The following is a 17,317-nucleotide window of genomic DNA, read 5'->3' as shown; positions in this document are numbered from 1 at the left end:
GTACGAATTTTCGGATATAGTCAGGGGGATTACAAATTTCTTTTGTAAAAACTTTATACATTTGTTATTCGGTTTAAATTGATAAAAAGTTGTACGACACTACTTTAAGGTTTTTCCGAAAAATTGATCAGGGACATTACGAGTGTTCCTGATTTTTTTTGGAAAACCAATGGGCTACTACACCCTTAGGATGAGTTCTCTCTGATTTTCATATTTGGTTAAATTTGGTTAAGTTTTGTTCGGTGACGTTTATTTCCCATCCATCACCACGATGGTATTATTTTCTATTTTAAATTTTACTTCCTGTGTCAGTTCAAGCATCTTCAGCAATTCTGAAACCTTTGCAAACCGCGTAATCACGCCACCGAAAGGCTCCGTTCTCAATTTATCATCCTGGTAGACTACTTCTACATTGTACCATCTGGATACTTTATGCATGATGCTTTCGAGTTTCTCATCGTTAAACCGAAATTCTCCGTTCTTCCATGCTATTGCGGCGTCAACATCAGCAACGGCCACTTTTAGGTTATTGCCAGACAATAGGGATTGCTGACCTGGCTTAAGCATAGCACTACCAGCTATTGCTGAATTTACGCTTACAGAGCCTTCCAGCAAGGTAGTCATGGTTTCAGTTTCATCAGGATAACTATTGATGTTAAAGTGTGTCCCCAGAACTTCTACTTCCTGATCAGCGGTTTTAACCTTGAAAGGCATTTTTTTATTGTGGGCTACTTCAAAATACCCTTCACCCGACAATTCGACTTTACGTTGATTTCCAGAAAATCTTGCAGGAAAACGCAATGAAGAAACTGCATTTAACCAAACTTTAGTCCCGTCAGGCAAATTAATCTGATACTGGCCACCTCTGGGTGTTTCAATGGTATTAAAAGCATTTACACCAGCTTTCCCAGAATATTCACTGGTCACGGTATATACCAGTTGGCCATCTGCAGTTTTACTGATGATGATCCCTGACTCTTCGGCCAGTTCTCCGGTTGCTGCGTCATTCAATACGATCTTTTTACCACTGGCCAGGGTAAGCACCGCGTTATTTCCTCCCGGCTTGATGACACTCGTTTTTACAGTAAGTGGTACCGATTTGTTTTCAGGTTTGTTCATGAACAAATACCCTGCAGACACTGCAATTAACAATACTGCCGCAGCTGCGATAGCTGGTATCAACTTACGTGTCACAGCAGGCTTGTCAGCTGGTTTTATAGCCATCCACATGTCTTCATCTGCCTTCTGTAAGTCTGCTTCTGATAAACCGGATGCACCTTCCTGATTGTGGTGATGAAGCCAATAGCGCAGCATCTCTTCCTCCTGATGAGTGGTTTTGCCTTCTTTAAAGCGCTTCAATAAATCTTTGACTTTGTTATCCATCTTATGCTGACAATAGGTTCTACATCAACAAAGACACATGAATTTAACAGATCGGGTATGCTTAATGAAAATATTTTTTATAACCTGCCAAAACGTAGTCGAATCACTTTCAAAGCCTTCTTCATCTGTGTGGCCACAGTATGTTCTGATAGTCTTAAACGTTCGGCAATTTCTTTATTGCTTAGGTATTCCTTTCTCCTCAGCTCGAAGACTTCCCGCATTTTAGCAGGTAGCCCGGCAATCTCCTTTTCAATCATCGCTGTCATTTCTTTTTCCCTGATCAGGTAATCCGTCGCGCTGGTGTCTGAATCTACCAAATGCTGAATGGCGTCAACATATTGCTTACCAAAGTCCTTATGTCTGAATATATTGAGGATTTTATTGAGCACAATCCTGTACAAATATCCCGATAGTGTAGTCTTTATTTGGAGCTCAGTGTGGTTTGTCCATAGTCCGGCAAATACTTCCTGCACAACATCTTTTGCTTCTTCTTTATCCTCCAATTTCCTGTAGGCATAAATGAGCAATAGGCTGTTGTAGCGGTTATAAATCTCACGAAATGCTAACTGATCCCCCTTATTTAATAACCCTGTTAGTTCAAAATCGCTTAGCTGGCCGTATATTGACATTAAACGAATTTACAAAAATTAACAGCATTAAAAATAATAAAGCAAGCATCAACAGGTTGGTGGCGTCCATTATTGAACCTATATGGAAACAATGCAAGACATCATAACAATTAATTTACAGAGGAGATGTTGAATCTGCCTTTCAATCTGATATCGTCGGAAGAAGCACCCAGCATAATGCTGAAATCACCCGGCTCAACCACCCATTGCATCTTGCTGTCCATTAATTTAAGGTCGTCAGCAGTAAGGTTAAATTCTACTGTCCGTTCTTCCGAAGGAGCCAAATGTATACGCTTGAATTGTTTCAACTGTCTGTCGGGACTTACCACAGAACTAACTTCATCCCTGATATACAATTGAACTACTTCATCCCCGGCTACAGTACCCTTATTTTTCAATGTAAACTTCACATTGATATTTACTCCATTATTCCTACTAATAACCAAATTACTATATTCAAACGACGAATAGCTCAGTCCATATCCAAATGCATATAAAGGTTTCGCGCTGGTTTCTACATAGTCATGAGATACCGGACGTTTAACGTTGTAATAAACAGGAAGCTGACCTACAGATCTTGGAATTGATATTGGCAAACGGCCCGCAGGGTTATAATCACCAAAAAGCACATCTGCAATGGCATTTCCACCCTCCTGGCCAGGATACCATGCATTTAAAATAGCAGGCACATGTTCAGCGGGCCAGTTTAGGTTTAATGGTCTGCCCTCAATCATCACCAAGACTACGGGCTTCCCGGTTTTTGCAATCAACTGAAGTAGTTGTAATTGTTTACCCATCAGATCTAATGTGGAACGGTCATACCCTTCTCCACTTTCCATATCGCTAACACTAGTTTCAGAAGCTTTAACAGTTGCAGCACCCGTCGATAAGTATTCAGTTTTAAAGTCTCTCGCACTGGAACCGCCCAATACCATTACTACTACATCTGCAGCCTTTGCAGCAGCCAGGGCTTCATCAAACTGAAGATTTGCCGTATCTCTGATCGCGCAGCCTTTTACATAGCTCACTTTGGTGCCTGGAGAGACCTTACTCTTAATGCCTTTTAATACTGTTATGATAGATTCCTCAGCCTGTGGTGCAGTATAATCTCCCAGTTGATTGTACATGTTATCTGCGTTAGGACCTATGACAGCTATATTTTTAAGTTGTTTGCTCAATGGAAGCGTATTGTTTTGATTCTTCAGCAATACAATAGATTCCCGGGCAACCTTCCTGGCCAATTGAATATGTGCAACACTTCTTACCGTTTTTACAGCTTTTGCGGGGTCAACATAAGGATTTTCAAAAAGTCCTAATGCAAACTTTTGTCTTAGTACATTCGCAACCGCGGTATCCAATAAACTCATGCTTACTTTTCCACTTTCAACTGCCTTTTTAAGTGCTTTTCCATAACCATAACCACTTAAATCTGCATCCAGTCCGGCATTGATAGCCATCGCAGCTGCTTCTTCCGCATTTGCTGCTACATAATGATTACTGTGAATTCCTGAAATACTGCCAAGGTCTGAGACTACGAAGCCTTTAAATCCCCAGTCTGTCCGGAGAATATCTTTTAAAAGCACAGGATTTGAAGAGCAAGGGATGCCATCTATCGAGTTATAGGCAGTCATCACCGACAATGCTCCTGCTTTTACAGCAGCTTTGAAAGGCGGAAGATAAGACTGGTGCAGTTCTCTGATTCCTATAGCTACACTCCCACCGTTATGACCACCTTCTGGTACGCCATAGGCGGTAAAGTGCTTAAGAGTAGAGATCACATTTGATCCCGACCTTAAATCATGACCCTGGAAACCCCTTACCATCGCTGCCCCCATAGCGCCATTTAAGACCGGATCTTCGCCATAAGTTTCCTCCACGCGCGACCAGCGTGGTTCTCTTGCCAAATCCAACACAGGCCCGTAGCCAATATGAGCGCCCTGAGTTCTTGCTTCTGCGGCTATTGCAGCCGCCATTGTTTCAATTAATGCCGTGTTCCAGGTGCTGCTCTGGCCTATCGATGTAGGAAAAACTGTAGTTCCAATAGCCATATGGCCATGCGGGCATTCTTCAGCAAAGAACATAGGGATACCAAGCCTGGTATTTTCCAACACATATTTCTGAAGCGCATTCGTCGCATTTGCTGAAAGTACGGGATTCAAACCTGTCTTCAGCGTTTTCTGAGTCCATGGATCTGCTCTCAATGTTGCCCACAGCATTCCGGTATGTTGCTCTGCCTGCGCTTGCTTAAATTTTTCGCTTACTCCGACTTTATTTCCTGTTTTATCATACATTTCCCAACCCAGTAATACTGAGACCTGACCTATCTTTTCATCTACGGTCATGCGGGAGATCAAGTCTTTTACCCTGCTCTCCACGGGCATATTGGCATTTTTATAAACAGGTTTTTGTTGTGCACTCGATTTAAATGCAAGTCCAGCTAAGAGTAGAAAGAAGGAAAGAGTTTTGTTCATTGTGGTTTAGTTATTGGCATTAGATGGTCTGTCGGCATTTTTAACACCCCAAACAGATGATGGCTTACTGCCCATGGTGATCGTCATGGTACCGCCTTTAATAATATCCTGATGTTTTATATAAGATTTTGTATGGTTGATACCGTTTAAAGTCACCTGCTGGATGTACTTATTTTCAGGAGAATTGTTTTTCACAGTCACCTTGAAAGTTTTACCTCCTGCTACTTTAATTTCAGCACTGTTTATGGTTGGACTACCCAGAACATATACGCCGCCGGCCGGACTCACCTGGTAAAAACCAAGAGCAGAAAAGACATACCATGCCGACATTTGGCCCACATCTTCATTTCCAATGATCCCGTCTGGCTTGTCTGTGTAAAAATCATTGAGGATATACCTCACTTTTTCAGCTGTTTTCCATGGTTTGCCTATATAGTTATAGAGGTAAGTCACATGGTGACTCGGTTCATTGCCGTGGGCATACTGACCGATCAAACCAGAAATATCGTTCGAAGCTTTAGCTCCCATATCACCTTTAGCGATAAACAAAGAATCCAGTTTAACGTCAAACTTGCTTTCACCTCCCAGCAGGTTCACCAGTCCATTTACATCCTGCGGTACCAGGAAGGTATACTGCCATCCGTTACCTTCAGTAAAATCACCATGCTCATGGATCGATATAAAAGGGGTATATGGTGTACGCCACTGGGTTTCAGACAAGCGTCCCTGCATAAAGCCTGATTTGCTGTTGTAATAATTTTTATAGTATTGCCCCCTCTTGCCGAAGTATTCATAATCAGCAGTCTTACCCATTTTTTTAGCTACCTGGGCAAGGCTCCAATCTGCGATCGCATATTCAAGTCCCATGGATACGGACTCGGCAGTACTGTCTGCCGGTATGTAACCTAGTTTCTTAACAAAATTAGTCCCCCTGATGTCCTGCATTGCAGTTGTCTTCATAGCCTCATAAGCGAGATTGGCATCAAATCCATTATAACCCTTCAATATAGCATCGGCAATCACAGGAACAGCGCTATAGCCGACCATACAATTGGTTTCATTAGCCATCAGGTGCCATACCGGCAAGCTACCCTGCTGTTTGTAAATCGCGAGCATCGAGCTAACCATATCATTTACATGCTCAGGATGGATAATCGTTGAAAGCGGGTTATTGGCTCTGTAGGTATCCCAAAGAGAAAATGTAGTTACATTATTAAAACCTTCTTTCTGGTGAACTTTCTTATCTGTGCCCCAATACTCGCCGTTTACATCGTCAAATATCGACGGAGCAATCATCGTATGGTACATAGCGGTATAGAACTTTTTAAGCTGTGATAGAGAATCAGTTTTTATGCTGATTTTCTGTAGTTCTTTATTCCATTGCTGATCTGCATTCTTAACCAGTTGATCAAAATTCCAATCAGGGATCTCAGCTTTAATATTCTGTGCCGCATTAGCAATACTCACCGGAGAGATACCCACCTTAACCAATACGGTTTCATTTTTAGCGGTAGCAAAAGTAATTGCCCCTTTTACATTCCTGGCTTTAAGAGCAGTACCGCTTTTCGGTGTAATGCTGTCATAGACTGAAAAATTCTTAATCGCTTTTGAGAAAACAGCGGTAAAATAGATCCTTTGATCTGCTGCCCAGCCCTTCGAAAAGCGATAGCCAGCAATTGTATGATCGTCAACCTTTTCTATATAAGTTTCCATTGGTCCATCCCATCCAATTCCCTGTTTCAGGTCGATGATGATGTGAGCTGCATCTGTAGATGGAAATGTATAACGGTGCATCCCCACCCTTTTACTAGTGGTCAGCTCGGCTTTGATGCCATACCTGTTTAAATCTACCTTATAATAACCTGGTTTAACGATTTCATTCTTCCGGCTAAAAGTTGAAAGAAAACCACTTTCAGGATCTTTTGCTGATCCTTTGCCCAGCTTCAATGGACCAGTAGTTGGCATAAACATGATATCTCCCAGATCTCCAATTCCGGTACCGCTTAAATGCGTATGGGAAAACCCAATAATGGTCGTATCAGAAATATGGTATCCCGAACACCAATCCCAGCCTTCAGAGATATTTACAGGCCCAAGTTGTACCGCTCCGAAGGGAACATTTGCACCTACAAATACGTGTCCATGAAAACCTGACCCGATCAATGGATCAACATATTGTGTTAAACTCACCTTTTTAATTTGCTGTTGAGCGAATGCAGGCTCGACAAAAGCCAATATGACTAAGGCTGACAAAAGTCGGGGAAAATTAAATTTGATCATAAAATAAAGGTAAGCATATTTGGCTTTTTATTAAGACACTTGTAAAGGAGTAATTGGGTATATATTCTACAATTTAAATTCTCACAAGATTTTATGTTAGTTTAGTTGTAAGTGAAAATAGAAAACTTCAATAAATTGTGATTCCAACTACTTTTAAATAATTTTAACCGTAAACCCTCGTAAGCAACAATAATGTATCAAATCGAAGAAACTGGTGGCGCAAACATTGGATTTGGCCGGGCTACATGGCCATTTGCCAAATTGTTAGTTAATAAAAATGAGTTGCAACTAAACGCATCAATCATAGGCAATGTATATTTCAGACCTTGTGACATAATCTCTATCGAACCATATACATTATTTTCAGGCACAGGTATAAAAATAAATCATCGGGTTAACGGATATAGTGAAAAGGTCGTCTTTTTAACTTCAGGGAGTCGCAATTTAATAAAACGAATAGCAGATACCGGGTTTTTAAACAACACAGATCCCATACCCACTGAAGTCGAAGCAAACATCATTAAATACCAATCAAGCGGAAGCTTTCCTATGAAATGGTCAGCGGTGATTGTTTTTGGTGTTATTTGGAATTTACTATTTCTAGGTGATATACTGGGCTATTTTGGCGATACCAATAATCGTATTCCTATTGGAATAGGCGCGCAACTCGCTTTAGCATTTGCCTTTTTGTTTGCCCTTACAACACTATTATCAGAGCCTTTTAGCAGGCTGGTTTTGAAAAAAGACCGTAAAACCAAGGAAATTAGGCCATTCTTGTTGTTTTTATTATTGATAACAGGATTTATGTTTACAATGGTTTCACTCACAATACGGTAGTCCATGTCAGATTTACTTTATACTCAATATGCTTTGGTAAAGCAGTCCAGACAAGTTGTCTTTCAGTTTCTGGAAGAAAAGGTTTTAGGTGATGTGGCTAAACCACTCTCCGTCTTTAAGGACAAAACCATTTCCTACATGTATGTTCATATTGCCAATACTTATATCGCCTGGGCAGGCAATTTTTCAATGAATGACTCCATCTCCTACTACGATCAGGATGAACCATTAAATATATCCCAATTACAAAATCTGTTTACACAAGTTGATGAGATTATGGAACGTTTTATCTCATATTTTGAAGGAGATCCGACCCAGGCAATTAAAGGATATAAATGGCCAGAAAAATATATTGAAACTGATGCATATGGTATTTTTACCCACGTCATTACCCATGAGTTTCATCATAAAGGACAGGCCATGACCATGGCCAGGCTACTCGGACACACCCCTCCTGATACCGATGTGATGCGCTTTTAAGTTGTCCCAGCTTTCAGAAATATTTAAGGGCCCAAGTTGTACCGCTCCGATTGGAAACATGCCGAAGTTACCTCTGATTTAAGACGTTGAAAAAACCTTCTCTAAAGCTTCTGCCAAGCGGAACAACATGTTTATCCAAGTGAATACGATTTCCTTCTACATGCTTAATTTTCTCCCTGTTGATGATGAAGGAACGGTGTACTCGAAGAAACTGACTCGGAGGAAGTAGTTTTTCAATCTCGGACAGGGAGAGTTTGGGTTTAAGTTGGAGGTTTCGGCAATAGTAGCCAGGTAATTTTGAAACCTGCTGTCCACTCATTTCGCTTCAAAGTGTGCAATAAATAATCTGCAAACTATCCACTTGACTGATTTTAAGCGCATTAGGTGGATTTCTGTTGGGATCTGAACTCTTGGGTGGTGATTTTGATTTTAAGAGCGTAGTGAAGCGCTAATGGTCAGAATTTTTGATTGAGAAAGGCTTTGTGTAGAGCGAGTGAGATGAGGGGCTGAGAATGTTACTTTACGCCGATGGATCTGCCTGGATACGGAGCATACCCCATCCAAAAACTACGGCTGCTGTCTGGAAAAATTAAAGTGGACACTTTGGTCTGAAAAGGACTGAACACTATTGCCGGAATCTCCACTGGGTATACCAAATAGTGGTTTATTTCTGTACATTTACTCTTAGTTTGGTTCGTTGCAGTAGCCTAAACTTTCGACGGGGAAGGCACTGCGGTTTAAACAGTTGATAATTTAATTATTGGCTGATGCCAAACGCTAACCAATCCCGATCTAGCATCGGGATGGTTATCTTTTCTAATTCTTCTTTCGTAGTCCTTTTTTCATCTTCTTGTTTTGGTTCATAATCCTGTTAATTACACAATAGGGAAATGAATATTTTAATTGGAAACGTAAATCTTGCGCCCCTCTATTTTGAAGTGTACCCCACCTGATGATTCCAATATCCGCAGCACACTTGATACATTATCAAATCTGGACACAGTACCGCTGTATTTTTCAGCTGGTTTATTACCGGTATATATTACTTCTACGTCATACCAACGCTCCACCATTTTCATGATGCTTTCTATAGACTGGCTCTCAAACATGAATTCATTGTTTTTCCAAGCAATAGCTTCGTCCATATTCGCTTCAATGACTTTGAAGTTTTCTCTATTAAGAATAGATTGTTGCCCTGGCTTCAATGTTTTACCACCCAAGTCTTTATTCACACCTACTTTGGTCAGTAGCCTCGATACGTTTACACTACCTTCAAACAAAGTAGTTTTAACGCTACTTTCATCCGCATAGCTGTTTATATTAAAATGCGTACCAAGAACCATTACCTCCTGTTCCCTCGTCTTTACAACAAAAGGAGATTTTTTATTCTTAGCTACTTCAAAATACGCTTCACCCTCTAACAGAATATGACGAGTTCTTCCAATAAACTGGTTTTTAAACGTGATTTTTGAATCAGCGTTTAGCCATACCTTGGTGCCATCCAGCAATGTGAATATGTAAGTTTGGCCTTTGGTCGTGCTTGCCGTCATCTCGACAGAGCGCAGCGACGAGAGATCTCTTGAAGTAGCATGACCAGGAGATCTCTCATTACCTCGAGATGACGGGTCTACTACAGCAGTGTTATCATTATACTTTAAGTCTTCCCCTATCACTACTCCACTCTTCGCATCGCTCAATTGAATTACCTTACCATTAGCCAATGTAATCGTCGCACCATTCTTACCGGGTGCAATATCATTCGCCACCACGTCATCCTGAACTTGTTTCAGGATCTCGCGATCGCTATTAAAAAACCAAACCCCAAATACCACCATCGCCACAGCCGCGGCAACCGCCGCGATCCTTGGCCAAAGTTTTACAACTGGCTTTTCTGTTTTAGTTCCGGCCACATGAGCTTGTATCCTGGAAAGCATTTTCGCCTCAATCTGCTCCTTAACACCCATTGTACGTTCATCCCACACGTCAGAATCCTGAAAGCTGCCATAAAAATTCAGCAACAACTGCTCTTCTTCCAACGAGGCTTCACCAGCTAAATATTTTTGAATCAGCACTAAAAATTGTTCTCTATCCATGTTTTCAAAAAGACATTCCAAGGCCTTATAACACATAGAGTAAAAAAGAAAGGGTATCCCCTAGTCTAACTGCTGATTTTTGTAATTTTTTGTAGTTTACATCTTTTAGTGGCATACTTTTACATGGTTTAATGGCCTACTTATATGCCTTTAAATATGATTTAACCGACTTTGAAACGCCATCATAAGATGTAATTGTGTGCCATCAAAAGATGTAAATCACATTTTTATAATTTATTATCTGTTACTGACGGAACCTAAACGAAATAAGGTCCTTAAATTGAAAATGGTTTACGAAAACCACAATGCAAATCCTTTTTTTTATTATTTTTGGGATAAAAAACAGCTCTGTGATATCTAAATTAACGTTCGCAATCTCTTTCCTTTTGGTGTTTTGCGTTTTCGCCGCCGAAGCGCAACTGAATAAACTTTATCAGGATAGCGATGAAGATAATGAACTGCGAAAAATCTCCTTCTATTCCCATTCTGAAGGATATATTGCTTTTAAAAAGCATATAGGGTTTACTACAGATGGAGGAAAAACATTTGTAAAAAAGCAGATTACTAATAGCAATGTTAATTTTAATGGCAATGATATAAATCTGACTTTTGGCTTCGCAATAACAGGGGTTAAAGCATTAGATAAAAATACCTTGATTGTTTATGGAGATTATGGTTTAGTACCAGCAATACTCTATTCAGGCGATCAGGGGAACACTTTTAAAGTCGTTTTTCATTCTAAGCCAAGTACCAGCACATTTTCATATATCGTCGATCTCGTTTTTCCCGAAAATGGCAGTATTGGTTTTGCTATCGACGAATGGCGTCTGCTTAAAACCACAGACAGAGGTCTAACATGGAAGCTAGTCAACTACTACGGTCCGAACTTGAAGCGAATCATCGGTTCCAGCGATCTGAACTTATACATTCTCGGAAATTCCAATATACTTCGAACAGTAGATGGCGGACTCAATTGGAACAATGCTAAGTTACCGGCCAACGGCGCCCAGGTTAAGGTTATAGACGCATTTTTTCTAACACCATCCAAAGGTTGGGTTTATTTTGAATCCAATGGTTTTGCAAATGTCTACTTTACGAATGATGGAGCAGAAAGTTATACTCTCAGAAGCAATGCTATTCCGGGCACATTAAACTTCCAAAGAATAAGTTTTGTAAATGATGATATTGGGTATGCATTGGGACCGAACTATACAACGTACAAAACCAGTGACGGTGGAAAATACTGGGAAGTCATAAAACGTGACAATGATTTCAGTTATTTAAATTATAGTCATACTGATATGCAACTATGGGACGAGAATTTGTTTTGGGTCGGCGGTGGGTACGGTTTTCTTGAATCCAGCAGCAATGGTGGAGGAAAACCCATACCAGGTGCTTACTTTTCAGTTGACAAGTCTTCCTTTGCTACTGACAATACTGTCAAGCTCATCAATTATTCAAAACCAGGGTATCAGTACGAATGGTCGAAAAATGGCATAGTGCTGGCGACAACCTATGATGCATCCTTTAAAAGGGATCCGAATCGCTTAACCGATACGGTTAGATTAACTGTTAGCGATGGATCGGTTTCTGCAAGCGCCGAGAAATATTTATCCTATCCACCACCATTAATAATCAGCTCTTTTCAGCCCAAAAGAGCAGGAATAGGTATGGATGTTACCATTTACGGTTCGAATTTCCAAGATATTCAGTCAGTAACGTTCGGTGGAATTCCGGCGACTCTTAAATCTGTTGATCCAACAAAAATAGTAGTGACTCTGGCTAATGGTGGCTCCGGAGAAGTTGTAATCAAGACAAAAGAACTGATGGTTTCATCAAATAGTTTTGAATACGTCCCACCACCAGCGGACAAATCCCCGCTTGTACTTGCTATCATGCCTGACAGCGGTGTAGTAGGTGAATTTGTATCCATAATCGGTTATAACCTCAACCAAGGCGACGTGAAAATAGGGAATGTTAATGCCAACGTGGAAGATAGTAGTAATAAGTTGATAAATGCCTATGCGGGCGAAGGAACTAATGGGCCGGTTTCAGTTACAACTGTGGCAGGAACTTCTTCAATTGATGGTTTCACCTTTATTACACCTGCTGTAATCACATCATTTAGTCCAGAGAAAGCAGTAGCAGGTACCAAGCTGACCATTTTAGGCAGAAATTTCAATTCCGCTATAAGTAAGACCCGGGTTCAGTTTGGGAGTATCAATGCTCGTGTACTTTCAGTAACAAGCACTGCTATTGAAGTGATTGTTCCTCAAAGTGCGCCCTACAAGGAAATTACCGTGATCTCAGATAAAAGAACAGCTTATTCAGCAAAGCCGTTTAACTTATTATTCCCAGATGGAGGCGGAATCTCTGAAAGATCATTTACCTCAGCGGCAGAACTCACACCAGGAGGTCAGCCAGTTTCGGTAATGACTGCTGACATCGATGGTGATAACAAACTAGACCTCATTATTACTTATAATACCGAGGCCAACCATTGTCAAGTTTTCAGAAATATAAGCACAGATAAGCAGATCCTATTTGATAAAGGCTACCTTATTGCAAATATAACCGTCGCATTAGTAGCCGATTTGGACGGCGATGGCTTACCGGACATCCTGAGCAAAACGGGAAGAGTATTTAAAAATACCTCTTTGGCAGAAAAAGTTTCTTTTGTTATGAACTACAATACCAACTCAACTGAAACCACCTCACTTGAAGACTTGGACGGAGATGGCAAACCTGACCTGATCAGCCTAACGGGGATACAAAAAAACGTAAAAACAGTCGATGCGCTAAAATTCAGGAGCGTGGCCATTCCGAACCCCGCTAATAACGCTTCAGGAGATTTGAATGGTGACGGAAAACCCGACCTGATAATCTCTGAAAACATCAACGGTGGTACTGCCAACATTTATATCAGCGAGAGTCGGGTTGGTGTTATAAAATATGGAAACCCGATCCGTGTCCGCGTCAAGGGTACGTTGGCTTTCAGGATTGCAGACATGGATAATGACGGAAAAAAGGATATCATTGCGATTGATCAAATCTCAAAAGAGTTGACCATTCTCCGTAATAAAGGTGAAAATGGCACAGCAGATTTTGATGATCCGGTTGTGTATTTCGCGCCGAGGTTAACCACCTATTTTGATATTGCCGACATTGATGGTGATGGAAAACCCGACATCGTTTCCAGTAGTGAAAATTCGGTATGTTTATTTAAAAATTTAAGTAAATCCCAAGTCATAAGGTTTTCCTTACCTATATCCTTAGCAAATGTAGGGACAAAAGGAAATATCGCATTAGCAGATTTTGATGGTGACGGCAAAATGGAAATTGTTGTGCCGAATAAAAATACAAATTCGGTGATTATTCATAAAAATGCAGTCAAACCAGATCCTGTTATCTATGATTTCAATCCAACAACAGGTTTTGCAGGAGACAAGATTGTCATTACGGGAGCAAATTTTTCACAAACAACATCTGTTAGCTTTGGTGGCGCAATCGCATCATTCAGCGTAGATTCCCCTACCCAGATTACTGCTACTTTGGTCGATGGTGCATCTGGAGATGTGGTACTGACTAATACAACCGGAACAAGCACCTCCCCCGGCTTTTTTTATGGCCGGGTACCTTTCATTCGCAATATTTCCAGCACATCAGCAGATGCAAAGACGGTAATGATTATCACAGGAAACTATTTTAGTCCTGTAGCTTCTGAGAACCTTGTCCAATTTGGATTGACAAAGGCAACGGTATTGTCGGCTACAGCGGAGCAATTGAACGTTAGTATACCTTCTTCAGCCACTTTCGGCCGGGTCAGTGTGATGGTAAATGGTCTCATAGGATGGTCAACCGATGACTTTTCTCTTTCCTTCCCGTATGATTATACTGGCCTCACTAAAAAGTCGTTCACAAACGAGATAGATCTATCTGAAGACCAAGGATTTGGACACATCATTGATTTAGATGGTGATGGAAAAATGGATATTGTCAAAATGCATGTGAATAACGCCCCGATCATCATTTCCAAAAACACATCACAAGACGGTACACTTTCCTTTGGCCCCGATAAAACCTATCCCGGGACCTCTGGAAACGGAAACTATGGAGATATAACGAAATCCCTTTCTGTGGGTGATATAGATGGGGATGGGAAACAGGATGTGATCACCCAGGAATCCAATTTAAATGGCAACATCTCCATTCTTAGAAACACGAGTCAGGGCGGGGAGATATCACTTGCAGAAAAAGTCAGGATATTTGGTTCTTCAGGAGAGAGTGAAATTGGGCCAGTCAAAGTTTTTGACATTGACATGGATGGAAGAAATGATCTGATATCAGCAGGTATCACCGAAAGAAGAATTTCCATCTTACTTAACAGAACCGTAGGCACAAACATTCGCTTCAGTGATCCGATTTATATCAATCTGAACCATGGGGTCACAGATGTGGCAGTTGGCGATATGAATAAAGATGGGTTATTGGATCTTGTGGCAATAACAAGCAATCCCAATCCATTGTCTGTTTTCTTAAACCAAACAAAAAATGGCAAACTGGCATTTGCAGGAGAGAAGACATTTTCTGCCCTCGATGCGGCAAAAAAAATTAAACTGGCCGATTTTGATAATGATGGAAACCTCGATATTCTCTATATTACTTATCGTCCAAATTTCATGATTTTGAAAAACAAAAGAATAGGCAGTGACATTTCGTTTGATGAGAAAACGACATTCACCCTACCTGCGTATTCAGATGACATCTGTATTGCAGATTTAGACGGCGATGGAAGAATAGATCTCGCTTCGCACAGTTTTAATTCTTTTTATATCTTCAAAAATCTGACAAGTGGAATAGATATCCGGTTTGATAAGGAGTTAGAATGTAAACTAAGAAGTGCGAGTATAAATGAAAATATTTTTGCTGCTGATCTCGACGGTGACGGCCTGCCTGATCTGGTTCGCTTCAGTGTAGGCTACAATTCTGTTTTACTTCGAAACCCGGCGGCGGTAAAACCAAAGATTACCGGACTTTCAACAAATGAAGCATATGCCGGCATGACAGTGGCTATTTCTGGATTTGAACTGCAAGATGCTACTTCTGTTACTTTTGGCGGTATTCCTATAAAGAGTTTCGAGGTCATTAACCCAAACAGGATCGTAGTGATATTGGGTAACGGCGCCAGTGGCGAGGTAGTGGTTACAACTCCCTTGGGTACAGCAAAATACGCTGGGTTTATTTTCAAGAAATCCGCCTCAATTACCTCATTCACGCCTACTTACGGAAAGAAAGGAGCTGAGATCATAATTAAGGGTACCTTATTTGAAAATGCAAGGTCCGTTTCTTTTGGTGGTATACAGGCCAGCTCGTTTAAAATTGTATCCCCAACAGAGATGAAAGCCACTTTAGGTGATGGTGGTACAGGAAGCGTATATTTCGAAAGTCAGACAGAAAATGCCTACCTCAGTGGATTTACTTATTTAACTGAACCTATTATTAACACTTTAGCACCCACCATACTAAAACCTGGGGGCAGTGTTGATATAACAGTAGTTACCGACATCAGGTCTGGAAATAATTTCAACTACATATGGACAAGAGATGGGGCAATTATTCAGGGTGCTGCCGGAATGAATTATATCGCTACTCAGGCTGGAACATATCATGTATATTTTATCCATGAAGGCCATAAATTGATATCAAATTCCATAATTGTCACGAATGGGTTTAACCTACCCGTTACCAACTTCAAGGTTAAAGGTACAGCGGTCACATGTAAAAATGTGGAGAATGGCACGATTAGTATCGAGGCGACGCAAAAACTGAACTACTTAGTCACAATTATACGTGAAGGAATTCAAGTGAAAGTAAATAATTTCACTCAAACAACACTGATAGATGGACTTGCCCCTGGCATTTATTCAGTTTGTATAACTGTTGACGACCAGCTGGACTACAAACAATATTTTGAAGTGATGATTGGTAAACCAAAGGATATCGAATTATACGCGGTAACAAACAAGGATCAGACCGTGACCTTGACGATGGAAGGCGCAAACAAATACAATGTCATGATCAACGGACATACATATAGCACAACCGAGGGATTCATTACTCTACCGTTAAATCCGGGGAGCAACTTTATCTTTGTGTCTTCCGATTTGCCATGCCAAGGTACAATCAGCAAGAAGATTGAAGCGCCAATCAAAATAAAGGCAATTCCAAATCCATTCGATAACGATTTATCTATTCAAACTACCTTTGGAATTGGCAAAACCATCAAAATTGAAATATTCGATTCCATAGGAAAAAAAGTTTACACACGCGATCATAGTAATGAAAATGGAACGATAAATTTAAATTTAGCGACCTTGCCCCCGGGTCTGCTGGTTTTAAAAATCTCCTTAGGAAACGAAATGGTTCAATCGAAGATCATAAAGAAATAATGAAAAAATTAATACTATACATTTTTATTGTTTGCGCATGTAGTTGTGGAAAAAAAAAGGAAAGTCCTCTTATGCCACCCAATGTTGCTCCCACAGCAGCTATATTACTGTTGCCAGCCATGAACGAACCTTGCAATAACGGCACAATTATATCAAATCTTTTGAGTAAAGTTCTTTTCAAATGGACACCAGCGACAAATGCAGATAGTTATAAACTGACAGTGAAAAACATGCTAACGGGCCAAACTTCAGAAGCTAACTTAACAGTTGCACAAGCTGAAGTAATCATAAGCAGAAATACACCATATTCGTGGTTTGTGACATCAAATTCTTCCAAATCTACAGAAGTGGCCGTCAGTAATGTGTGGAAATTTTATAATACTGGGAATGGCGTCGAAAATTATGCTCCTTTTCCAGCCGAAATCAGTTATCCCTTGCAAGGAGTAACCTTAATAAACGTTAATGGCAAAGTAATATTGAAATGGGTAGGAACTGACGTTGACAATGACATACGTAATTATGATATTTATTTTGGTGCAATTAGTGACCCACCGTTATTAAAACAGAATTATAATGATGATAGCTATGAAGTCCCGGTTGACAGTTATAAATTATATTATTGGAAGATTGTTACCAAAGACCAGAAAGGAAATACTTCAAATAGTGGGATTTATCAGTTTATGATGCACTAATTT

10 protein-coding genes are annotated in these 17,317 nt (G+C 40.4%); 4 read left to right on the top strand and 6 right to left on the bottom strand.

What is annotated here, in order from left to right:
* Nucleotides 1–249: 249 nt before the first annotated feature.
* From R2Q78_RS01890 to R2Q78_RS01875, 4 genes are all read right to left on the bottom strand, one after another.
* Nucleotides 250–1,383 carry a FecR family protein gene (locus R2Q78_RS01890; protein WP_316788354.1) on the bottom strand — a complete coding sequence of 378 codons (1,134 nt, stop codon included), beginning with the start codon at nucleotides 1,381–1,383 and terminating at the stop codon, nucleotides 250–252.
* Nucleotides 1,384–1,460: 77 nt separating this feature from the next.
* A complete protein-coding gene (locus R2Q78_RS01885; RefSeq protein WP_316788352.1) occupies nucleotides 1,461–2,012 on the bottom strand; it encodes an RNA polymerase sigma-70 factor in 552 nt (183 codons plus the stop codon).
* A 110-nt stretch (nucleotides 2,013–2,122) separates the two neighbouring features.
* Nucleotides 2,123–4,483: a glycoside hydrolase family 3 N-terminal domain-containing protein gene (locus tag R2Q78_RS01880; protein ID WP_316788350.1), complete on the bottom strand. Its 2,361-nt coding sequence runs from the start codon at nucleotides 4,481–4,483 to the stop codon at nucleotides 2,123–2,125.
* Between the two features lie 6 nt (nucleotides 4,484–4,489).
* Nucleotides 4,490–6,763 carry a GH92 family glycosyl hydrolase gene (locus R2Q78_RS01875; RefSeq protein ID WP_316788349.1) on the bottom strand — a complete coding sequence of 758 codons (2,274 nt, stop codon included), beginning with the start codon at nucleotides 6,761–6,763 and terminating at the stop codon, nucleotides 4,490–4,492.
* A gap of 192 nt (nucleotides 6,764–6,955) precedes the next feature.
* Here R2Q78_RS01875 and R2Q78_RS01870 point away from each other — a divergent pair, with 192 nt between their 5' ends.
* Together R2Q78_RS01870 and R2Q78_RS01865 are read left to right on the top strand one after the other, a co-directional pair.
* On the top strand, nucleotides 6,956–7,600 hold the full coding sequence (locus tag R2Q78_RS01870; protein ID WP_316788347.1) for a hypothetical protein: 645 nt from the start codon (nucleotides 6,956–6,958) through the stop codon (nucleotides 7,598–7,600).
* Between the two features lie 3 nt (nucleotides 7,601–7,603).
* Nucleotides 7,604–8,080 (top strand): DinB family protein, encoded by a 477-nt coding sequence (locus R2Q78_RS01865; protein WP_316788346.1) that lies wholly within the window; start codon nucleotides 7,604–7,606, stop codon nucleotides 8,078–8,080.
* A gap of 67 nt (nucleotides 8,081–8,147) precedes the next feature.
* Here R2Q78_RS01865 and R2Q78_RS21870 read toward each other — a convergent pair whose 3' ends face one another.
* The gene (locus tag R2Q78_RS21870; protein ID WP_410478464.1) at nucleotides 8,148–8,399 is read right to left on the bottom strand and encodes a LytR/AlgR family response regulator transcription factor; all 252 of its coding nucleotides are present in this window, start codon (nucleotides 8,397–8,399) and stop codon (nucleotides 8,148–8,150) included.
* 580 nt (nucleotides 8,400–8,979) lie between these two features.
* Nucleotides 8,980–10,173 carry a FecR family protein gene (locus R2Q78_RS01860; protein ID WP_316788342.1) on the bottom strand — a complete coding sequence of 398 codons (1,194 nt, stop codon included), beginning with the start codon at nucleotides 10,171–10,173 and terminating at the stop codon, nucleotides 8,980–8,982.
* A gap of 350 nt (nucleotides 10,174–10,523) precedes the next feature.
* On the opposite strand from R2Q78_RS01860, the gene R2Q78_RS01855 reads away from it, so the two are divergent.
* Together R2Q78_RS01855 and R2Q78_RS01850 are read left to right on the top strand one after the other, a co-directional pair.
* Complete coding sequence (locus tag R2Q78_RS01855) at nucleotides 10,524–16,622, top strand: FG-GAP-like repeat-containing protein (RefSeq protein WP_316788340.1); 6,099 nt, start codon at nucleotides 10,524–10,526, stop codon at nucleotides 16,620–16,622.
* A complete protein-coding gene (locus R2Q78_RS01850; RefSeq protein WP_316788338.1) occupies nucleotides 16,622–17,314 on the top strand; it encodes a hypothetical protein in 693 nt (230 codons plus the stop codon). Before R2Q78_RS01855 ends, R2Q78_RS01850 begins: the two co-directional genes overlap by 1 nt.
* Nucleotides 17,315–17,317: the final 3 nt, after the last annotated feature.

The organism is Pedobacter frigoris, assembly GCF_032678645.1.
Classification (GTDB): domain Bacteria; phylum Bacteroidota; class Bacteroidia; order Sphingobacteriales; family Sphingobacteriaceae; genus Pedobacter; species Pedobacter frigoris_A.
This window is presented reverse-complemented; position numbering and strand designations above follow the sequence as displayed.